General features: G+C 36.8%; 7 protein-coding genes. 6 read left to right on the top strand and 1 reads right to left on the bottom strand.

Annotated elements, in window-relative coordinates; translation table 11 throughout:
• Window positions 1–15: 15 nt before the first annotated feature.
• On the bottom strand, window positions 16–1263 hold the full coding sequence (locus PKC55_RS14270) for a site-specific integrase (protein WP_291125770.1): 1248 nt from the start codon (window positions 1261–1263) through the stop codon (window positions 16–18).
• 724 nt (window positions 1264–1987) lie between these two features.
• On the opposite strand from PKC55_RS14270, the gene PKC55_RS14265 reads away from it, so the two are divergent.
• The 6 genes from PKC55_RS14265 (at window position 1988) to PKC55_RS14240 (ending at window position 16391) form a co-directional block, all read left to right on the top strand.
• Window positions 1988–6043: a hybrid sensor histidine kinase/response regulator transcription factor gene (locus tag PKC55_RS14265; RefSeq protein WP_291125767.1), complete on the top strand. Its 4056-nt coding sequence runs from the start codon at window positions 1988–1990 to the stop codon at window positions 6041–6043.
• Window positions 6044–6162: 119 nt separating this feature from the next.
• Entirely contained in the window at window positions 6163–7062 is a 900-nt protein-coding gene (locus tag PKC55_RS14260) for an AraC family transcriptional regulator (protein WP_291125764.1), read from the top strand.
• A 231-nt stretch (window positions 7063–7293) separates the two neighbouring features.
• A complete protein-coding gene (locus PKC55_RS14255; protein WP_291125761.1) occupies window positions 7294–10329 on the top strand; it encodes a SusC/RagA family TonB-linked outer membrane protein in 3036 nt (1011 codons plus the stop codon).
• Window positions 10330–10349: 20 nt separating this feature from the next.
• Window positions 10350–12014, top strand: a complete 1665-nt coding sequence (locus PKC55_RS14250) for a RagB/SusD family nutrient uptake outer membrane protein (protein WP_291125758.1) — start codon at window positions 10350–10352, stop codon at window positions 12012–12014.
• 22 nt (window positions 12015–12036) lie between these two features.
• Window positions 12037–13746, top strand: coding sequence for an IPT/TIG domain-containing protein (locus tag PKC55_RS14245; RefSeq protein ID WP_291125754.1), 1710 nt, complete (start codon window positions 12037–12039; stop codon window positions 13744–13746).
• 71 nt (window positions 13747–13817) lie between these two features.
• Window positions 13818–16391: a beta-mannosidase gene (locus PKC55_RS14240; RefSeq protein WP_291125751.1), complete on the top strand. Its 2574-nt coding sequence runs from the start codon at window positions 13818–13820 to the stop codon at window positions 16389–16391.
• Window positions 16392–16396 lie beyond the last annotated feature (5 nt).

Raw genomic sequence — 16396 nt, 5'->3', positions numbered from 1 at the left:
ACGATTTTCCTTTCACTATTGTTGAATTGCATCCACTACAGTACTGTCCGCCAAATGAAATTTATCGGACAGTCGTTCATTTAACACTTGCATATCTTCGCCGATTTTCTCATTGCTGACCTGTGCATAGATTCGGGTGGCTCGCCAGTCGGTATGTCCAAGTAATTCACCTACTGTTTCCAATGGGACTCCTTGTGAGAGAGTAACTACCGAAGCATAGCAGTGACGGGCTTGATGGAAGGTAATCGGCTTATTGATATTGCATTCCGCTGCAATTCGTTTCAGATAGATATTGGTTTTACTGCAACTAATCATCGGAAATAGTTTACCTTCAGTAGCTATTCCTTTATATTTCTCAATTAATTGCAATGGGATTTCCAACAATGGTATATGGCAAGGTGCTCCAGTCTTTTTTCGTTTGAGATGAACCCACTGAACCCCATCTTCTGCTGTAGAAAGATTTTTTACTATCAAATTACGCATATCACTGAATGCGATGCCTGTAAAACTCGAAAACAAAAACATATCCCGAATAAAACTTAGGTTCGGACGGGAGAGTTTGGCTTCTATTAAGATTTTCAACTCTTCGGCTGACAGTGATTTGGGAACAATGGCTTGTGTGATATACTTGTAATCAATAAACGGGTCATTACGCAAGAGTCCGTTATTTATCGCCATCTTGACGATTCTTCGCAGGTGAACGATGGTATTGAGTATCGTTCCCGAGGAAAGGCGGAGATCAATCCGTAGATAATAATCGTAATCCGATACAAAAGAGGGAGTTAATGCCTGAAAGGAAATATCGCTGATCTTATATTTTTTCCGCATAAAACGTTTCAGATGCCCCAAGGAAGTCAGAAAGCGTTTATACGTTCCTTCCGCACGGTTTACACCTACATTTTGTGAAAATTTCTCATTGTGGGCTTCAAAATAGCTGATTAGCGTGTCCTGTTGGGATGCTATGCCTTGAAAAGCATTTTTCACTTCCAAGGCAGAAACATTTTCCTTGTGAAATGAAAGTTCTTTATAGGCGGAATGGATGGCTACGCATATCTTGTTCAGGGATGCGTTGATGGACAAAGCTGTCTTGCTTTTTCCGATAGCCCTGCCTGATTTAGTATCCCAAAGGGATACAGGGACATAAATTTTGGCACTGAATTGTACCATTGATTTTCCGATACGGATACGTCCCAAAATGGGAACTGTTCCGTCTGCTCTTTCCTCATTTCGTTTGAGGTAGAAGCTTACTTTTACTTCTTGCATAATTAACTCTTTTACAGGTTACAAAATTAACTGTTATAGAGCTAATCAACGTTACGCAAGACATTGTGAATTAGAGAATAAGGAACTGACTTCGAGGACAAAACTAACATAACATAGCTTTGTTTGTCAGAATCGTTCCAAATCGTTTACTGTTAGAGGAAAATCCGTTATTTGAATAAGTTGCCACAGTTTAAAACAGGTAACGCATTCGTAACGGAACCTCTTCCTAAATACATAATATCTTGCTTTTTTACTGCTTGCAGCGGAGTGAAGATTAATGAAGTTTAAACCAATGGATCAGATACTTACGACGTTTTGCCCGTTCTTGCGTTTTTGGTGCAGAGTTTAGAAACGAGCGACCTTCCATACTCTACTTTATTTTGCATAAATACAAAGAGCAACTTTTGATTACAAATCTAGAAAAAATCAGAAAAAATCTATTGACATTTTAAGCTTATTTCTGCACATACGTTCGTATAAGTAAAAAAACGAATAGTCTGTATTATAGGAGATAAGTGTTTTTTGCTTCGTTTTCCAACTAGCGAATCTCTTTAATTTTTTTTTAGACAGAAACATTAAGATATTTTTCATCAGATACTTCTGTTACATCTTATTTTTACTTTCTAGGATAAAGGTTAATTAAAGTTTTGGTTAATTTCGATTAGAGTTTACATTAGTATGTATATATTTGGTCGATAATTTTATTGATAAACCTAAACCTACTGTGAAAAAAATAGCACTGATTCATTTTCTAGTTGTTGGATTTATTCAATTAATGGCTCAGACACAATATCAAGAGCCTAAGATTTTTTCTATCCAAGACGGGCTTTCCAGTTCAAAAATAAATAATACAATAGTACAAGATGAAAAAGGATTTATTTGGATCGGATCTGAATATGGTCTCAATAAATTTGATGGCTATCGCTTCGATACATATAAAAACAGAGAAACAGATTCTACATCCATTGCTAATAATATAATTACTGCTTTATTCTATGATTCCTTCAAACGGTTGTGGGTTGGGACAATGATGGGGTTACAATACTATAACCCTCAGAAAAACGATTTTAAAACAGCATCCTTTGGTGAACAGAAAGATATAATAGAGAGGAATCCGGTTATATGGATTATGGAAGACTCTCAGAAGAATATTTGGTTCAGTGTCGAAAATAAAGGAGTTATAAAGTACTCATTAAAAACAAATCAGGTTGTTTTATACAAGTCAATATTCAATGGCGGAGAGCTGTGTAGCAATTCGATAAGAAATATTGTGGAAGATGATAACAGGAATATTTGGTTCGGGTCGCTTGATAATGGAATTACAGTTTACCAGCCAGGAACAAATAGTTTTCATCAATACAATACTGTCAACAGTAATTTACGAACCAATTCAGTACTGAGAATGCGACCCTTAAAATCCGGAAAGATGTTAGTGTCAACTCTAGGAGCAGGGGTTTATATTCTCGATAAACTGTCCGGGAAATTCATAGAAACTCCTATCAATGCAACGGCTTTTTCTATGATACAGGACAATGATAATAGTATATTGGTAGGTACAGAGGGGGATGGGCTATGGTTCATTGACGCGGATGGCAAAAATATATATCGTCATCCCGCCATTTCATCGCAAATGAAAGAAATAATTAATAGCAAGATTCATTGCCTGTTTTTTGATAACAATGATGATTTATGGATTGCCATGTATAATGATGGTATCTGCTATCTGCGTAAAGAGCCTCCGGGTTTTGTTAACTATAAGAGAGATTATGATAATTCAAATTCGTTGAGTTATGGACAGGTAACAGGCATTACATCTGATAAAAGAGGTAATATATGGTTTGCTACTGATGGGGGAGGACTCAATAAATATAACAAATCAGCCCAGACTTACACACACTATCGATATGGGCAGGGGAGTAAACATTCATTAACAGATGATGCTGTTGTCAGCGTTTTTTGCGATAGTAAGGGAATAATATGGGGGGGAACCTATACTGGGGGATTGTGCAAATTTGATGGTATATCAGGGCTTTTTGTTTCTTATAAGCATATTAAAGGTCAAAATTCGCCTCCAGGGAACTATATAAAATGTATTGTTGAAGATCAAAAACAAAACCTATGGTTAGGTACAGATGGCTCCGGAATTAGTTACTTCAACCCGGCTAGCGAAAAATTTGTAAATTATTCAAAATTGAAATACCGTGAATTAATATCAGATAATATAACCTACCTATATCTCCAAAATAATACAACACTATGGATCGGCACACATTCAGGAATCTGTAATCTTGATATTCCCACTCAAAAATTTAAAAGTTATGATAATAGTATATTCATTGCCACACCCTCTGTTTATAGTATAGTAGAGGATGCCGGTAAACAACTCTGGATAGGGACCTCGTCAGGACTTTATCGATACGATCCGGATAAAGATACTTTCATAAAAAGGGAGTTACCCAACGAGTTGCAGAATTCGATAATCAACGCCATAGTTCCATATGAAAACCGTCTATGGATGTCTACAAACAAAGGTATTATCAGTTATGACACGAAAGAGAAACAAATAAAAAACTTTATAAGCAATAATGATTTGGGTGGGACAAATTTTATTCGGTCATCTTCTTATCTAAGCCCTTGGAGTGAGATTTTCTTCGGAGGAGGTAAAGGTGCTTATTCATTTTTTTCCAACGAGATCAAAGAAAACGAATCTCTGCCTAAAGTATATATAACAAGCCTGAAAATATTTGATCAACCTGTCTATGTTGGGCAGTCCTATAATGGACGGACAATACTAGAAAAGTCTTTGGACGAAACAGATATGATCGTCTTAAAACACAATGAAAACAGTTTGACCCTTCAGTTCTCCGCCCCAATTATTCAATATCCGGCATCTACATCTTACCTCTGTTTTATGGAGGGAGTCGATAAACAATGGATGCGTTTGGATGCTGATCGGCAAAGTATTACCTATGCAAATCTGTCTCCCGGTATTTATACATTCAATGTGTATGCAAATCGAATTTTAGATACACCTATAAAGAATGTAACAACATTGACTATCGAAATACTTCCACCTGTCTGGTTAACATGGTGGGCAAAAGTTTCTTATATAATATTAGGTATCCTATTGCTATCCCTTGTTATGTGGGTCATCTATATCCGATTGAAAGATAAAAATGAATTGAATATAGAGCGGCTTAAGGCAAAAAAACAGGAAGAACTCAACCTGACCAAAATGCAGTTTTTTACAAACATATCACATGAGTTTCGCACGCCGCTGACGCTTATCATATCTCCGCTGAAGGAGATAGAGCAAACCGAGCCGAATCAGAAACGAGCACATCTGATGAAGATGATGTTACGCAACGCCGATAGGTTGTTGCGCCTGATAAACCAAATACTGGATTTGAGAAAAATAGAATATGATAAAATACAAGTCCATGCCCGCCCTATTAATCTTGTTTTGTTTGTTCAGGATTTTGTAGGGTTATTTACCGATATTATCGACCGGAAACAAATATCCGTATCATTCAATTATGAGGCAAGGGAAATCCCCATTTGGTATGACCCGGATTTGCTCGAAAAATGTTTGTACAACTTATTATTTAACGCATTAAAATATACTCCCGATGGGAACAGTATTTTTTTGAGCATAAAACAGAAAAACGATGGAAGCGTTTTGTTCTCGATTCGTGATACCGGCTGTGGTATTGCCCCCGAAGACTTACCCCATATATTCGACCGTTTCTATCAGGGTAGTTTTTCTCAGAACTCAGGAACAGGGATCGGGCTTCATCTGGTCAAAACAATTGTAGAACTGCATCATGGAAAGGTTTGGGTGGAGAGTGAAGTTGGTGTCGGTTCTAACTTTACTCTATATATACAGGCTGGTAAAAACCATCTGGCCCCTCAGGACTATGACGATACTCCATGGTCATATATAGAAATAGAGCAAGAAACAGTGGTAGCGGATAACTATGTAGAAGATACGGGTAAGGGTGCAGAGCCGGATAACCCATTGATACTTTTGGTCGAAGATGAATATGATATGCGTATGTATCTGCATCACGAACTATCGGTTTTCTTCAACATCGTAGAAGCAAATAATGGACGGGAAGCCCTTAATAAATTGCAACATTTACAACCTAACATTATTGTAACGGATGTAATGATGCCGGAAATGAGTGGTATTGAATTTACCAAAATTGTAAAAGAAAATATAGAAACCTGCCATATTCCGGTTGTATTGCTAACTGCAAATGAAGGGTTGGAGCAAAAATTGGAAGGTATAGAAACCGGAGCGGATGCTTATATTACGAAGCCTTTTGATGCCAATTATTTACGCATCCGCATAATAAAGTTACTCGAAACACGTAAAAAAATACAAAAGAAGTTTAGCCGTTTATTAAATTTAGAAGCACAGGAAATAGATGTAACTGACCCAGACGAATTATTGCTACAAAATAGTATCAATTATATACGGGCTAATATTTCTGAAACAGATTTATCTGTAGAAGATATGGCAAAAAAACTGAATATAAGTAGAACGAATCTTCACCGAAAAATAAAAACATTAATTGGGAGCAGCCCCATCGAGCTCATCCGGATAATTCGAATGAAACAAGCTGCATACCTACTTGAAAAAGGATCTTTGACTATTTCGGAGGTTGCGTACGAGGTCGGATATAATTCCCTTTCCTATTTCAGTAGTAGCTTTAATACATATTGGGGTCTTTCTCCTAGCGCTTATATAAAGAGCAAGCAAACAGATGCGGAATAGTATCTGAATTTTACAGACAGGCACATTTCTTAAACAATCAGATACAAATCTGAAATGTTTCTTTTTTATAGGATCGTATTTTTGCTGATCAAGAAACCAAGCATTAATACCCTATTACCATGAAACAAGGCAATCATGATTTTACTACCGTCCAGGAAATAACCCCTTTGTCAGAAAAGGACTGTTTCTACATCGCAGACAGACATAAAACGGAATTTACATACCCCATTCATACCCATGAAGAGTTTGAACTAAACTTTGTAGCTAATGCGTCAGGAGTCAAAAGAATAGTAGGAGACTCTATTGAAACTATCGGGGAATATGATTTGGTCCTGATTACAGGTAAAGATCTGGAGCATGTATGGGAACAACATAGGTGCGAGTCTAAAAAGATAAGAGAAATAACAATACAGTTTTCCCAAAATCTTTTCTTCTCAAGCCTTCTTGATAAAAATCAATTTCATTCGATTAAACAAATGCTCGAGAAAGCACAAAAAGGGCTTAGTTTCCCTATGCAAGCTATTATGACTGTATATAATATGTTGGATAAATTGGCTGGTAAACAAGGTGGCTTTTACTCTGTAGTCAATTTTTTGATTATTCTCTACGAACTTTCTCTTTTTTGCGACGAGGCTACAGTATTGTCAAGTTCATCCTTTGCCAAAATCGGAATTCATTCCGATAGTCGTAGGGTCCAGAATGTGCAACGATATATTAATGACAATTATAGAGATGAAATACGCCTGGAACAATTAGCCGATTTAGTAGGAATGACCCCTACCGCATTCAGCAGATTCTTTAAAGTTCGTTCGGGTAAAGGCTTATCTGATTATATTATAGATATTCGTTTAGGGCATGTTACACGCTTATTGATAGATTCCACAAAGTCAGTTTCTGAAATCTGTTACGAGTGTGGATTCAATAATATATCCAACTTCAACAGGATATTCAAAAAAAGAAAGAATTGTTCACCTAAAGAATTTAGAGAAAACTACCGGAAGAAAAAACTCCTAATTTAAAATTTAACACATGTCAAAATAGTACTAAAGTGTTATATGATAATACAATTTAATATTTAATAGCTGTTTGTAAAATGCTGATTATTATACGTGTGTGATTAAAATGGGAGGGCAAGATAAGAGTGTTGTCAATTGATAATATTATACTTGATACCAAGTGTTTTCATTAATAGCTTTGTACACTATCTTAAATATCGTAAAATTAATTGAATCTAATTTTATTTCTAAACCATGAAAAGAATCCTTTATTTATTTTTTTTATGTTGCCTGATACCTTGCACTATATATGCGCAAAGTAGTCAGATAACAGGAACAGTTACGGACTCGAGCGATGGATCTCCATTGATAGGTGTTACTGTGGCCAATCAAAATCATGTGGGTACATTAACCGACATTGATGGGAAGTACTCTATAGACACCAAGCAAGGAGATGTTCTTACATTCTCTTTCCTTGGTATGCAAACTCAGACCGTAAAAGTAGGCTCACAACGAGTGATAGACATTGTATTAAAAGAAGATAATCAGCTACTGAATGAAGTGGTAGTAGTTGGATATGGTACTATGCGTAAAAGCGACTTGACAGGGTCTCTATCATCATTGAAATCGGATCAGTTAACACAGCTTTCAGCAGTAGACGTTACTCAATCTATTCAAGGTCGGGCCTCTGGAGTGAGTGTAATCAATAACTCTGGAGAACCAGGAGCCGGGACAAAAATACGGATCAGAGGTACTGGCAGTGTCAATAATTCCGATCCTCTTTATGTTGTAGATGGATTCCCAGTTTCCGATATCAGCCATATAGCCCCGCACGATGTGGAATCAATGGAAATATTAAAAGATGCATCTGCTGTAGCGATTTATGGTTCCAGAGGAGCAAACGGTGTTATTTTAGTTAAGACTAAAGGCGGGTCCTTTAATAAAAAGACACAGGTTAATGTCAATATTTTTGCAGGTTTGACTGAGGTTGACAAAAAGATAGATATGTTAAATGCCGCAGAATACGCTACATTGAAGTTGGAGGCATATAAGAATGCCGGTATTAATCCGTCATTATCCTCACAATCTATTTTAGATTATGCTATTGCAAATAATACCCGCGGGACAAACTGGCAAGATGAAATTATGCGAACAGGTTCTACTCAGAACTATAATGTGAATGTTTCAGGTGGTTCAGAGCGTAATAAATATGATTTTGGAGGTACATATTCGACAGAAAAAGGCATCGTGAAAAACACATACATGGATAAATTTATGTTCCACCTAAATAATGAATATAAATTGTTCAACAATGTAACTGTCGGGATAAATGCCTCGTATACAACCTATGAAAAATCAGGAAACGATGGAGATTTCTATTCTGGATCGATAACTCAGGCTTTGAAAGCTGATCCTGTATCTGCAGCATGGGATACATATACTAACGAGTTTGGAGAGATTTATTTTTCCTACGGACGTAATCCTGCACAATCGGCTTATGAAAATAAATATAGAAAAACTCAAGAAGATCGCTTCATCGCGAATGCATATTTACAGATAAATGATATAGGATTAAAAGGGCTTTCATTCAGAGCACAGTTCGGAAAACAATTTGCATATGCCAAATCACGTAACTATTATCCGGTATATTATATAACAGCTGATCAGCAACGAAACAAAAGCTCTCTTACCGAGAACCGTAGTGATAACACATATTGGAATACAAATGAATATTTCAGTTATGTTAATGTTTTTGGAAAACATAGTGTAAATGCGACATTGGGAGTTGAAGCCCAAAAATCGAATTCAAACAATCTATATGTAAAAGTATATGATGTCCCTGAAAATGAAGATTTACGTTATCCGAATATGTCTTCAAACAAAGAAAATCTTGAAGTTTCGGGCGGAGCAGGTCATAGTGCCTTATTATCAGGATTCTTCCGTCTAAACTATAGCTATGACAGTAAATACCTTTTCACAGGAACATTCAGAGCTGACGGAACATCGCGGTTTAAGAAAAAATGGGGATATTTTCCATCGTTCTCTTTAGGATGGAATATTATGGAGGAAGAATTTGCTAAAGATTTTAAACAAAATACATCATTCTCTCAACTCAAGCTTCGTGGAGGTTGGGGACATGTAGGAAATCAAGCCAGTGCAGGCGACTTTGATTATCTGGCATTAATGACCAATGGTTACACTGCTGTTTTCGGAGGATCACAGGTAGATGGTGCTATACAACAAAAATTGGCTAATGAAGAGCTCTCTTGGGAAACTTCAGAACAATATAATATCGGATTAGACTATGGATTACTCAATGGAGCCTTGTCTGGAAATATCGATTATTTTATTCGAAACACCAACGATATGATACTAGATACTCCAATTCCAATCTATGCTGGAATGTGGAGACCTAAAACCAATGCTGGATCGGTACGAAATAGCGGTTTTGAGTTCAGTCTAAATTATGAGAAAAGCATAGGGCAGGATTTCACATTCAATGCTGGAGGGAATATTTCATTTATAAAAAATGAAGTCACATCTTTAGGAGGAGGAGAACCTCTGTATGGACAATATTCCAAAACAGAAGTCGGTAAAGAAATCGGTTATTTCTATGGATTACAATCAATGGGTATCTTTAAGACTGAAGAGCAGCTAAACTCTTATGTCAATGAAAAAGGAAGCCCTATTCAACCTAACGCATCACTGGGAGATGTTCAGTTCAAAGATCAAAATGGCGATGGAATTATTGATGATAATGACAGGGTGTACTTAGGCAGTGCAATGCCTGATTTTACTTATGGTCTAACACTATCGGCAGCATACAAAGGATTAGATCTTAATCTATTCTTCCAAGGTTCACAAGGTAATAAAATAGCAAATTATATGTATTCTGTATTATATAGTACAAGTATGCGTGAATGGAGCAATTCTAAAGACATGATGAATCGTTGGACTCCTGAAAACTCTAACTCTAATTTACCACGCGTACACGATGGAGATCCGAATCAGAACGATCGCTTTTCGAACAGATACGTGGAAGATGGGTCCTATTTTAGATTAAAAACTTTACAGCTTGGATATACTTTACCTAGTGTTATTTCTAAAAAAGCATTCCTATCCAAAGCAAGAATCTATGTGTCAGCCGACAATCTGTTCACAATCACTAATTATTCAGGCTACAATCCTGAAATAAGCGATCTATGGGGTAATCCTCTTAATGCTGGTGTAGATATGGCAACATATCCTACTCCAAGAGTATTCACTATCGGATGTAACCTTAGTTTCTAATCAAAAATTATAGAATAACAATGAAAAAGATATATTACTTGGTATTTGTAGTAGGGCTTATTCTGACCTCTTGTAACGATTTTTTGGAATTAGACCCTCTGGCACAAGAAAATAGTGGTAACTACATGAACAATGAAGAAAATGCGATTAAAGTAATTAATGGTATATACGACATATTATCTCAAACCGAAGGGCGTGGTCCGGATGGTATTTGGATGTCACACCATTATGACTTTCATTTTGCAAGTATAGCTACCGATGATGCTGTGAAAGGAAGTAAATTAAGTGATTCGCCCGAGTTGAGTGACATAGAGTCATTTAATGCAAAAGTAGGAAATTCTATTTCTGATGCATTCTGGATTCACGGTTTTTGGGGAGTTTCGCGTTCTAATTATGCAATAAAGAATCTTCCTGAAGCTACTATTAATGAGGGTCTCAAAAGTCGTCTATTAGGAGAGGCTTACTTTCTTAGAGCTTATCATTATACTTATTTACTGCACCACTTTGGAGGAGTACCTCTCTTCACGGCACCTTTAAATCCTTCTGATTTTGGGAACTCCCCAAGAGCATCATTGCATGAAACCTTTGAATTTATAAATACGGATTTGATAAACGCAATTGAACTACTTCCCGAAAAAAGTGGATATGCTGCTACGGACCTAGGAAGGGCAACCAAAGGTGCTGCAAAAGCTTTTCTTGCCAAATCTTTGATTTATCAGATAGGTATAGATAGCGAAAGTACACATACATGGAATGAGGTCTATAAACTAACATCCGAAATTATCAGTTCGGGAGAATATAGCTTAGTAGCAAATTATGCACTCTTGTTCGAGCACGAAAATAAAAATACAAGTGAATCTATATTTGAAATACAGGCCACAGAAGGAACTGCTTCCGACCCTCCGACATCGGTAGGGAATGCATATTCGCTCTACCAAGGCAATCGAGTATCTAACCCCGATGCCAATTCGGGATGGGGCTTCCATAATCCTACGCAAAATCTAGTTAATGCTTTTGATCCTACAGACCCACGCTTATCTTGTACCGTGTATGGCATAAGTTTCAATGGTCAGGTACTTTATGGTGTGGAAATGAAATTTGACAGAGCAGAACAAGGTAGTAATTATCTAAACAGAAAAGCGACTCTTCCTTCCAAACCAACACTAGACAAAGCAGCTGACAAAAATATTCTTGTAATGCGCTATGCGGATATTCTTCTAATTCATGCTGAAGCATCTTACTATATAGGACAAGAAGGTGAAGCACGCCAATACCTGAATATGGTACGAGAAAGAGCCCGTAACAGTTCGTATTGCAAAGGTTACGTTGATGGCAGCAAGGATACTTATGTGATGCCTTCGAGCACGCCCAAAGTACCTAATATTACAAGTTCGGGTGAAACACTGCTTGATGCTATTATAAACGAACGAAGGTTGGAATTAGCAATGGAATCGAACCGTATGTGGGATTTGATCCGTACTGGAAAACTGATTGATGTTATATCCAAGGCAAAAGATGCTGATAATGCAGGTAACGGAGATAACGAAGAAGTAAGGCATGAAGGTATTGGCAACAGAATTAAAAATCATGCATTGGTAGGCAAAGATGGTAAATATATCCCTGTATTACCTATCCCTCTGACTGAAATTCAAAATTGGGGAATAGAACAAAATCCTAATTATTAAATATCAAAATAGATATCTAAAGATGAAAAATAACATATTATATAGATTTATATTCGGAGGAGTAATCTTGTTAGTTACACTATTTACAGGTTGTAAAGAAGATGATTTCTCGAAGGATTATGATATAAACCTACCTGTTTCCGAGATTGTAGACTTCAATCCCAAAACAGAAGTTGTCGATGGGCTAGTAACTTTATATGGCGAAAATATGAATATGGTAACATCTGTCTCCATAGGTAATTCAACTTGTCAGATTATAAGCCAGGAGGAAGGTAATCTTGTGTTCAAGGTTTCGCGTACAGCTGATATAGGGAATATCAGTATCACGAATAAATATAAGAGGGAATCAGTTTCCATAGACAAATTTACACCTAAATATTTGGATGTTAACATAACTTCATGGCCTACCGAAATAGAAAGAGGATTGACCATCAATATCATAGGTGAAAATGTAGATATGATTCAAACCGTTAAGTTCGAAACGATTACACTCGCCAAAGCATCTGCATCACCTACTACGGCAACTTACTCCACTGCAAACCTGACCTTACCGACAAGCGGGGTGCTTACAGTAACAACCAAAACAGGACAGGTGTTGACCTCTTCTGTGATAAATGTAGTAGAACCTAAAGACACCTATATACCTGCACCAAGTATACTGTTATTCGACTTTGATACAGTAGATCCTACAATTGTAGCTGGTGATGCCAGTGGAGCTGGTGCAACCTTTACTGCAGGTAAAAATCTGAGTGGTATTTCTCCATTCTTTGGAAATTATTATTCGATAAAAGCTCTGCAAGGTAATGGATGGAACGGTCAGTATCAATATCTGGAAACAACAAATAATGGCACAGGGTTCAACCTTTCTACTTATACCGATCCTCATATAACTTTCCTTGTAAATACCAATGGAAAGAAAGGATACTTCAATCCAGCCTTAACAATTGGCGGAAGCACCGAGGATAAACACTTTACTGGTCAGGATGGTGAATATACAGACAATTACAGTATTCAGACTGCCGGATGGGAATGGAGGTCATATAGCTTGTCAGGTATGGGCTTTGCAAATATAAAATCGACAATAGATAAGATTTCACTGTTCATAAGAGGCGGAAATGTAGGCAACGGTAACACCGAAGCTTTTGAACTGAATATAGATCAAGTGATGATTACCGACGGACCATTAAATCCTGTGGTTGTATTCGATATGGAAACAATGCCAGTATTCACAGGAGGAACAGCCAGTCAAAATGGAGGTTCAAGTGTCACAGTTATCCCTCAGGCTCTTAAATATTTGACTGTAAAAGACGGAAATGTATCTTCTTGGGCAGGCAAAGGTTCTATCACAAAGGCCGATAACAATGGTAGCAAATTCGAATTGAACAAAACATTTTACGTCAATTTCTTGGTTAATACAGGCAATGACGGCGCTTCGGGATATTTCCAGATGATATTTGAACAAACCGGAGGAACTAAATTAGGACTTCACTTCAAAGGAGACAATCCATATAAGGATGACTATAAGTTTGTTTCTACAAACGGAAAATGGGAATGGAGGTCTTATAAGATCGACCCTAAAGGTCTTGAAAATTGGGGTTCTGTACCTGAACTAAGCCTTACTAGTCCATTCAGTCTTACTGTTGATTTCTCTACAGGTAATGTATCTGGAAAATATGAAACAAACTTAGATTATGTAATACTCACAAGTGTACCGTTAGATACTGCGTACTAAGAAAAATGAGATCTTCATGAGAGCATCTCCCTTCTTATAAGAGGTGCTCTCTTATTTTAATCGGAAATAATATGAACCTTAAGAATATATTTTTAGTGGCAACTTTGATTTTCATTTCTTGCAACAGCCTATTTGCATCACCGATACAAATAGAGTTGAACAAAGAGTGGAAGTTTAAACAAGGTCGTCTCAATAACTGGTATCCAGCAACTGTTCCAGGGGTAGTACATACTGACTTGATAGACAATAAAATTATAGAATACCCTTTTTTCAGACTCAACGAAAGAGGTCTGCAATGGATAGACAAAGAAGATTGGATTTACGAAACTATTTTCGATTTATCGGAAGATATTCTAAATAAAAATAATATCGAGATCCTTTTTAAAGGCCTAGATACTTATGCCGATATATACCTCAACGATGAAAAAATATTAGCAACAGACAATATGTTTCGTCAATGGATGGTAGATATAAAAGGAAAAGTAAAAAGCAAGGAGAATATATTAAGAGTATATTTTCATTCACCTATCAAAGTGGATATGCCCAAATGGGATGCATTGCCATTTCATTATGAAGCAACTAACGATCAGTCTGAAAATGGAGGATTATTTAATAAAAAATTAAGTGTATTTGCCCGTAAAGCGGGTTATCACTATGGATGGGATTGGGGGCCGCGGTTGGTAACTTCAGGCATCTGGCGTCCTGTTGTGATAAATGCATGGAGCGATGCCCGAATCAATAATGTGCAAGTAATACAGGAATCGGTTACAGCAAAAGAGGCTAAAATAAAAACGATAATCGAAATCCTTTCCGATAGAGATATAACGAATGTAACGCTAAAAGTATCGGATAGCGATGCTAATAAGCTATTAGGTTCAGTAGAAACTAATCTGAGTAAAGGGTTAAATAAAGTAAAAGTTGATTTTACGATCTCTAATCCAAAATTATGGTGGAGCAATACACTCGGAAAGCCGCATTTGTACAAATTTAATACAGAGATTATTTCTAACAATGAGGTTATAGATAATCAAATAGACAAAATAGGTATTCGCTCGTTAAGACTGGTCCGTGAAAAAGATAAAGATGGAAAATCTTTTTATTTTGAACTTAATGGTGTATCTGTTTTTGCAAAAGGAGCAAACTACATTCCATGCGATAATTTTCTCCCGCGTGTAACAAAAAATATTTATAAAAAAACAGTATTGGATGCTGTAAATGCAAATATGAATATGCTTCGTGTTTGGGGCGGAGGTATTTATGAAGAAGATTATTTTTACGACCTGTGTGATGAATACGGAATTTTAGTTTGGCAGGATTTTATGTTCGCTTGCAGTATCTATCCGGCAGAAGGAGAATTTTTAGAAAATATTCGCTTGGAAGCTATTGATAATGTTCGTCGCTTGCGCAACCATCCGTCTATTGCCATCTGGTGTGGTAATAACGAATGTCAGGATGCGTGGTTTAATTGGGGATGGAAAGACCGTCACGAAAAAGAAAATCAGGCTCATGCTGACAAAATATGGGAACAGTTTAAAAATCAGTATTATAAGGTTCTTCCCAAAGTTGTCGAAGAATACGGATCCGGTATAGCTTATACTCCATCATCACCCTTTGCCGATTATGGTGTTGGAAGTAATGACCATGAGGGCGACCGCCATTATTGGGATGTATGGCATGGTAAAAAGCCTATTGCCGATTATAATAAAGAAAAAAGCCGGTTCTTTAGCGAATATGGCTTCCAATCGTTCCCTGAATTTGAATCAGTAAAAATATATGCCCCTGAAAAAGAAGATTGGAATATAACTTCGGAGGTAATGATGGCACATCAACGGGGAGGCGATCATGCCAATAAATTAATTGAATCTTATTTGTTGAATGAGTATTATACACCTAAAAATTTTGAGTCGTTTCTCTATATCAGTCAGATTTTACAAGGTGATGCCATTAAAACAGCAATAGAAGCACATCGACGCGATATGGGGTATTGTATGGGGACGCTCTTTTGGCAGCACAATGACTGTTGGCCGGTGGCATCGTGGGCCAGTCGCGATTATTACGGACGTTGGAAGGCACAACATTATTTCACACGAAAGGCGTATGATGATATTTTGGTGTCGCCTATAGAAAATAATGGAGTGTTGGATGTGGTTATCGTATCAGATAGATTGAAAAATACTAACGGAACTTTAACTGTAAAAGCATTAAATCTGTCTGGAAAAGAGATAAGCTTGCAAACTATAAAACTTAACATAAAAGCAAATAGTAGCAATAAGGTCTTTTCAAAAAAATTGGAAGAATTAATAAACGATATAGATAGAAGTAACATTGTAATACATGCTGAGTTTGTAGGAGACAAAGTTTATAGTAATAATTATTTTCTAGCGAAACAAAAGGATATCAATTTCCCTGAAGTAACTATTTCTTCGAAAGTAGAATCGGTTGATGGTGGTTTTGCTGTAACTCTCACCGCTAACAAATATGCTCGGGGAGTATTTATGTCTATCGATGGGATAGATAACTTTTTTGAAGACAATTATTTCGATATTTTGCCAGGAAAGAGTGTAACAACGAAAGTCGCAACCGCTTTGTCATTAAGTGACTTTCAAAAACAGTTCAAAATACAATCACTGGCAGATATGCGATAAAAACT

It is taken from the genome of Dysgonomonas sp., from assembly GCF_035323175.1.
In the GTDB taxonomy this organism is placed as follows: Bacteria; Bacteroidota; Bacteroidia; order Bacteroidales; family Dysgonomonadaceae; genus Dysgonomonas.
This window is presented reverse-complemented; position numbering and strand designations above follow the sequence as displayed.

What these genes read in the sequence shown, in the direction of transcription:
- PKC55_RS14260 (WP_291125764.1), top strand. Translation starts at nt 6,163, where the DNA reads ATGAAACAAGGCAATCATGATTTTACTACCGTCCAGGAAATAACCCCT.
- PKC55_RS14270 (WP_291125770.1), bottom strand. Translation starts at nt 1,263, where the DNA reads ATGCAAGAAGTAAAAGTAAGCTTCTACCTCAAACGAAATGAGGAAAGA.
- PKC55_RS14250 (WP_291125758.1), top strand. Translation starts at nt 10,350, where the DNA reads ATGAAAAAGATATATTACTTGGTATTTGTAGTAGGGCTTATTCTGACC.
- PKC55_RS14240 (WP_291125751.1), top strand. Translation starts at nt 13,818, where the DNA reads ATGAACCTTAAGAATATATTTTTAGTGGCAACTTTGATTTTCATTTCT.
- PKC55_RS14255 (WP_291125761.1), top strand. Translation starts at nt 7,294, where the DNA reads ATGAAAAGAATCCTTTATTTATTTTTTTTATGTTGCCTGATACCTTGC.
- PKC55_RS14245 (WP_291125754.1), top strand. Translation starts at nt 12,037, where the DNA reads ATGAAAAATAACATATTATATAGATTTATATTCGGAGGAGTAATCTTG.